Origin of the sequence: Methyloglobulus morosus KoM1, assembly GCF_000496735.2 — a bacterium.
Classification (GTDB): domain Bacteria; phylum Pseudomonadota; class Gammaproteobacteria; order Methylococcales; family Methylomonadaceae; genus Methyloglobulus; species Methyloglobulus morosus.
The window spans coordinates 1-5,557 of sequence record NZ_AYLO01000115.1 but is presented as its reverse complement, the minus strand read 5'-3'; the positions used below and the strand labels follow the sequence as shown (position 1 = coordinate 5,557).

6 protein-coding genes are annotated in these 5,557 nt (G+C 47.8%); 2 read left to right on the top strand and 4 right to left on the bottom strand.

Annotation, left to right across the window (positions count from 1 at the left end; translation table 11 throughout):
* Nucleotides 1-267 precede the first annotated feature (267 nt).
* The 3 genes from amoC to amoA are packed head-to-tail and all read right to left on the bottom strand — an operon-like array spanning nt 268 to nt 3,135.
* Nucleotides 268-1,041 carry a bacterial ammonia monooxygenase, subunit AmoC gene (gene amoC / locus MGMO_RS14825; RefSeq protein ID WP_023495873.1) on the bottom strand — a complete coding sequence of 258 codons (774 nt, stop codon included), beginning with the start codon at nt 1,039-1,041 and terminating at the stop codon, nt 268-270.
* Between the two features lie 25 nt (nt 1,042-1,066).
* A complete protein-coding gene (gene amoB, locus MGMO_RS14820) occupies nt 1,067-2,368 on the bottom strand; it encodes a bacterial ammonia monooxygenase, subunit AmoB (RefSeq protein WP_023495872.1) in 1,302 nt (433 codons plus the stop codon).
* A 14-nt stretch (nt 2,369-2,382) separates the two neighbouring features.
* Nucleotides 2,383-3,135, bottom strand: a complete 753-nt coding sequence (amoA, locus tag MGMO_RS14815) for a bacterial ammonia monooxygenase, subunit AmoA (RefSeq protein WP_023495871.1) — start codon at nt 3,133-3,135, stop codon at nt 2,383-2,385.
* 436 nt (nt 3,136-3,571) lie between these two features.
* Between amoA and MGMO_RS14810 the strand changes: the two genes are divergently transcribed.
* Nucleotides 3,572-4,507 carry a LysR family transcriptional regulator gene (locus MGMO_RS14810; protein ID WP_023495870.1) on the top strand — a complete coding sequence of 312 codons (936 nt, stop codon included), beginning with the start codon at nt 3,572-3,574 and terminating at the stop codon, nt 4,505-4,507.
* 134 nt (nt 4,508-4,641) lie between these two features.
* Here the strand turns inward: MGMO_RS14810 and MGMO_RS14805 are convergent, their stop codons facing one another.
* Complete coding sequence (locus MGMO_RS14805) at nt 4,642-5,037, bottom strand: winged helix-turn-helix transcriptional regulator (RefSeq protein ID WP_023495869.1); 396 nt, start codon at nt 5,035-5,037, stop codon at nt 4,642-4,644.
* A gap of 85 nt (nt 5,038-5,122) precedes the next feature.
* Here MGMO_RS14805 and MGMO_RS14800 point away from each other — a divergent pair, with 85 nt between their 5' ends.
* Entirely contained in the window at nt 5,123-5,545 is a 423-nt protein-coding gene (locus MGMO_RS14800) for a cysteine hydrolase family protein (protein ID WP_023495868.1), read from the top strand.
* Nucleotides 5,546-5,557 lie beyond the last annotated feature (12 nt).

Here is a 5,557-nt window from a genome sequence, read left to right as displayed (position 1 = left end):
GGCTAAGACGGATTGTGCACGTTTTTTACTCATAACTTACTTTAAATAGGTTAATTATCTCACTGTTTTTAATATAAAGTATTTCTTAACTTAATGGCAGTGACGCTCTGCGTGGAAATGCGTCCCGAAAACCGCTCCTTCGGTTCGGGACGCTGAGCGTCCTTGGATGGGTTCCCACGCAGAGGAGCGTGGGAACCATAAGCGGAAGCACTCACAAAAGGGTGGGCACGAAGCTTGCCCTAATGACAAGCGTTGACCCAATTGACCTTATGCCGCTTCTTCCAAGCCATCCAACAACTCAATCAGGCGAGTGACACCTTGCAGCAATATACCGCCGACGCCGTGGGCAAACCAAACACCAATCACAAAACCCCAGTGGATAGGGGCAGCGAAAAACTCTTCCCTAAACCAGAAGGTATGTCCCCACTCATTGAAGCCGACGCTGACTAAAATCATAAAAGGACCAACGACCGCTAACGTCAACGGCAGCGAAATGCCTTTCGCATAAAGCGGCAAACGCGTCCTGGCATACAACCACGCACAACCGCCCAGGATGATATACATTGGGAAGTTGAAATAAAACTCGATGATGTGGTTGGCCGTAAACGGCGTGTCGCGGATGGCGACCTGATGCCAGGAGTTATCTTGCTCGGCAAAATAGCTGCCTGCCCAGTACACGGCAAAGGTGTAGACGCTGATCCACATCGTCAGGGTTAAGTAGCGGCGTATTTCCTCCTTCGGTTCGATCTTGTCCAGGTTCTTGTCCCTGGTAAACCATAAATACCCCCATGCCACTCCTGCAAACAGCGTAACAAACGTCACGTTAAAGTAGAAAAGCCGCATCCAGTAGACTTCAAACGCGGGTTCAGTGGAATCCAGCCCGGTAGAGACACCGAATGCGCCTTGATAAATGCGGAATCCCATGTAAATCGCAGTCAGTATGCCGAAAGCCGACAGGTAGCGGTATAAATCCTTCAAATACCAGGGTGGAAATTTATTTTGAGTAGTCATTACCTTGACTTGTTCGGTTGTGGTAGCCATGAGTGTTTCCTCTTTAATTGATAAGTTAATTGAATTTGGGGATGACAGCAGCCGTGATGCTAGAGACATAGCGTTCACCCTCGGGGTCAAAGAAAAAGACCAGGCCGCCGATCCGGCTGTCGGCATCGTTAATCAGGCCATCCAAGCGTTCTGATTCCCACAAGGCATCGCTTGCAGTCATTGACACCGTGCGTTGTTCGCCGGGCTGGATTGGGGCTGGGTTGTCCAGGCTCAAGCCTTCCGGTGCAACTACACTTTCGGTATTGCTTTGTTCCGGCACAGGGACGGCTTTGTTAAGGAAGCGCACGCTACCGGTTGCAAACTCGCCGATTTGAATCGGCTTATCGCTGCCATTCTTGATCTTTAAACTTAGTTTCATCGCCCTCTCCGGTATACGGTATTCAGCCCTCAAGGTTTCAACATCGACCACGCCAGCATTGACTTGGGCAGAAAGCGGCAGGATTTGGTCCAACGAGGCCTGTAATGGGATCGCTTTGGGGTATTTGTTGACCGTCATGGTGTAAAACGCAAACACCAGCACCGGCACACCGATTAAAATGGCCTTGCCGATATTTCTGTCCAATGGGGTGACCAATTCATTTTCCAAACCTGCTTGCAGCATCCGGTAACGGGCAATGAATAAGGGGCGGCGTACCCACCAGAGCAGCCAAGCCGTTCCCAGTAATGCCCAGAAACTGTGCCAGAAAATGCCGTTACCCAAACCATAAGTTTCCATATTGACCATCTCGCCGTTAATGGTTTGGACGTTATTGGTAAAGTCCGCTTCATTGCCAGCAATGTCCAGCCATGCGCCGGGCCCCATCACTTGCCCGGCATCGCGCAGGTTAAAGAATGGGTGGATATGGTAATGTCCCGGCAAACGGCCTTTTAGCACAACCTTGAAATCGTAGTCGCCTCCCGGTTGCAAGGCCACCGAATTCATATAGGGCTTGCCGTTTAGGTAACGCTCTGTGCGGATCAGCACTGGGCCAGGGGTTGAGATATTCAAGAATGCCGCATCCGGTTTGGGTACGCTGATCGGCCAGTCTTCCGCTACATGAAATTTGCCCGTTACAGTAACTTCATCGTTGACGTTAAACTTTTGCTTGGACCATTGCACGTCATACCATTGGATAGTGCGCATGCGGACGTAAGGCTCCAGGTTTTTTTCCCCGTGCGCCATGACGGGTTGTAAGGTGAGCATATAGATTGAAAGGATTAGCCCCAAAAACAGCAGCCAGTTCGATGCCAATTGCTGCTGACCTTTAATGGGGATGCGAAAAGCCATAGGTCTGGTGTAAGTTTGATTTTGTGCAGTAGATTTCATTGTCATATCCTCCTTTAGATTCTTTTCAGGTAACGGGTGGTAGCAAACCACTTGCCGATATGCCACCATAAGGTATACATCAGGGTGCAAAGTAAGGCTGAAAAGAATGCTGAGAGCGGTGCCGCAACTTGGCCGTAAGTCCGTAATGTCCCGCGTTCAATAATGCGAAGATATTCCGGCATGCCGGTACGGATGTATTGGAAGCCGAACATATCGGCCACGGTCAACTGGCTATTGCCCGCTTCAACGGGGACATGGAACATACCGAAGATCGGCCAGTTGCTGGGATAGAACAGCAATGCAAACGCAGAGCCGCCGAAAATCGCGGTAACCGTCAGGCTGTTGCTCAACATCAAGACAACGTCCAATACGAGTGCGCTGGGCAGCATGGTCGATGGCAGCACCATGTTGATGGGAAAATAATTCCATAGGTGGTAGGCAAAGATTCGGGCGATCCAGGTGCCTATCGACAAACAGGCAACACATAAGGTTGCACCTAAAGGCAGGCGGAAATTAGTCCACAACACGGCTTGCACTGCCGCTGGAAAGGTAATGCCGATAAGGGGCGTGACCGCCGGCCACCATTGCCTGTCCTTCCAGTCCACCCAGAAATCCCAGTCGCCGACGGTGAGCGCAAAATGCAGGTGGAAGGAGCCGATAAACAGGAATAGCGCCAATACCAGGACAAGGTAATCGTATGCGCGGGCGATCCGCGCCTTTTCCCCGGTATAGGGCCGAAAAGTTCGGGTTGAAAGATTGGCTGACATCGTGATTCTCCTAAACAAATAATGAGAGTAATTTAAATAGCGCTTACCATAAGGATTAAACTCCTCAAGAAGAGGGACAAAATTTAATCTCAACGGTGAGCTTGGCTATAATTTAGAGACTCACTAAGTCTTTGTGAAATGTTATAAATTCATGGCATCATTTAAGTAATTCATACCGGCATCAGCCTGCTTATTGGCTATCATTAAACTGTTTGACTTGCTGAATAAATTTCCTGATTAGCAAGAATTTTCAGCTAAGTTCAAATGCCGTCATACCGGCAGGGAGTGCCGGTATCCAGACTACAGGGATGTAAGCCCACAAGCCTTCCATGGCTTCTGGATTCCGGCAGTCCATGCCGGAACGACGAAAACGTGAGCCTGTTAAGGAATGGCGGAAGACCCTTGCTAATCAAGATAAATTTTATAAATAGCAGAAATGTCCAACTTAAGAACATTTGACCTCAATCTTTTAGTGGCCTTCGATGTGTTGATGCGGGAGTTGAATGTGACCCGTGCAGCGGAGCAGATGTTCATCACCCAATCGGCGATGAGCCATACGTTGCACAAGCTAAGGCAGCAACTGGATGATCCGTTATTGGTGAAAACGCCATCCGGCATGAAACCCACGGAACGGGCGTTGGCTTTGATCAATCCGGTCAGGGCGTTATTGGCTGAAACCGAGCGGCTTATCCAGCCGCCGTTAGAATTTGACGCGGCAACCAGCCAGCGGCGTTTTGTGCTTGCCGCCACCGATTACATAGAATTCCTGTTAATGCCCGAATTGTCAGGGTTGATCGAAAATATTGCGCCCGGTATCGACCTCCATGTCAAGCGCACCGAAACCTCATTTCCGGTCGCGCCATTGGAAAACGGCAGCCTTGATGTGGTGCTGGGTTTTGAATCGGTGTTGAACCCGCCAGCCCATTTGCACCGCCAATATCTGTTCAGCGACAAAATGGCCTGTGTGGTAAGGGAAAATCATCCTTTGATCAGCAAGCCACCCTCCTTAGAAGAATTTGTGGCCGTTCCGCACATGCTGATTTCACGGACAGGCAGCAATGTAGGCATCATCGACCAAAAATTGGCCGAACAAGGCTTGGAACGGCGCATCAAACTCATCGTTCCGCATTTTCTTTCTGCGCCATTGATTGTTGCCAAAACCGACATGATCTTGTCGCTCCCGTACCGGATTGCCGACCAATTTACTAAAATCGCTCCGCTGGTTATATTTCCCGTGCCACTCGAACTGCCAGACTACGATTTATGCATGATCTGGCATCCATTAAGGGACAGAGATCCGGCCCATCAATGGCTGCGCGATAAAATTATTGTCATTGCCGGGCTTATTAACCAATCAAAAATGAAGTTATGATGTCCTGGCTTCAAAGGAATTAATAGAAATAACGGCAAGGATTCGTGTGAAATTGGGCAATAACGGGTCAGTTGTGTGGCAGGATAGCTTTAACATCAGGAAATAGGAAAAACACCTGCGGTTAAAAAAATCGCTTACCCTTGATCTGTTTTGCTTTCGTCGTAGTTCTTTCGGTTGTTATTTATAGTCTTAAGATATTCTTTCTGCCAAATATTGATTGTTTTATATACCGAGCCAGCACTTATTCCTAAATCAGTGAGCGAATATTCAACCCTTGGCGGCATCTCTTCATGATCTACCCGCTTAATCAGCCCATCCCTTTCCAACTCCCTAAGTTGTTGGGTCAGCATTTTCTGCGAGATGTCCGGTAACGATTTTTTTAGCTGGTTAAAACGAATCGTCCCTTGGTTATGTACAGTATGCATAATGATACTTTTCCATTTACCTCCAATGATTAGCAAAGCATCTCGAACAGCACAAGCATCATCATCGCAAGGTTCGCTTCCTGGTATCACTAAATTTTTATCCATAGTCACCTAAAAGTACCTACTACCCAAAATTAATAAAACCATTATATTGTTTACTAACAAAAATAGTGTTTGAGGCAAATTTATCATGAAAAATCTATTTACGATTGAAAATTCAGCCCTATTGTTGATTGACCATCAAGTAGGGACAATGAGTTGGGTACGTTCACTTGAGCTGGACGTTATTAAAACCAATACACTGGTGCTGGCAAAATCGGCACAAGCAACCGGTATGCCGGTACTCCTAACATCCAGCATGGAAACCCAGGCGCAAGGCCTATTATTTGCTGAGCTTCAACAAGTGGTGCCTGATGCGTATAAAGACCGGATTCAGCGGGAAGGACAGGTTGATTGCATGACTGACCAAAATTTTAGTGCCGCAGTTGAAGCAATGCAACGCAAAAATTTAATCATGGCAGGTCATTACTGTCCGAAGATTTCATCAAACAAATTCAATTGGTTAGGCATTTGCAGTTCCTCTGCATTGAACTCTATATTTGTAACCAATTGATTGAGTGGTATT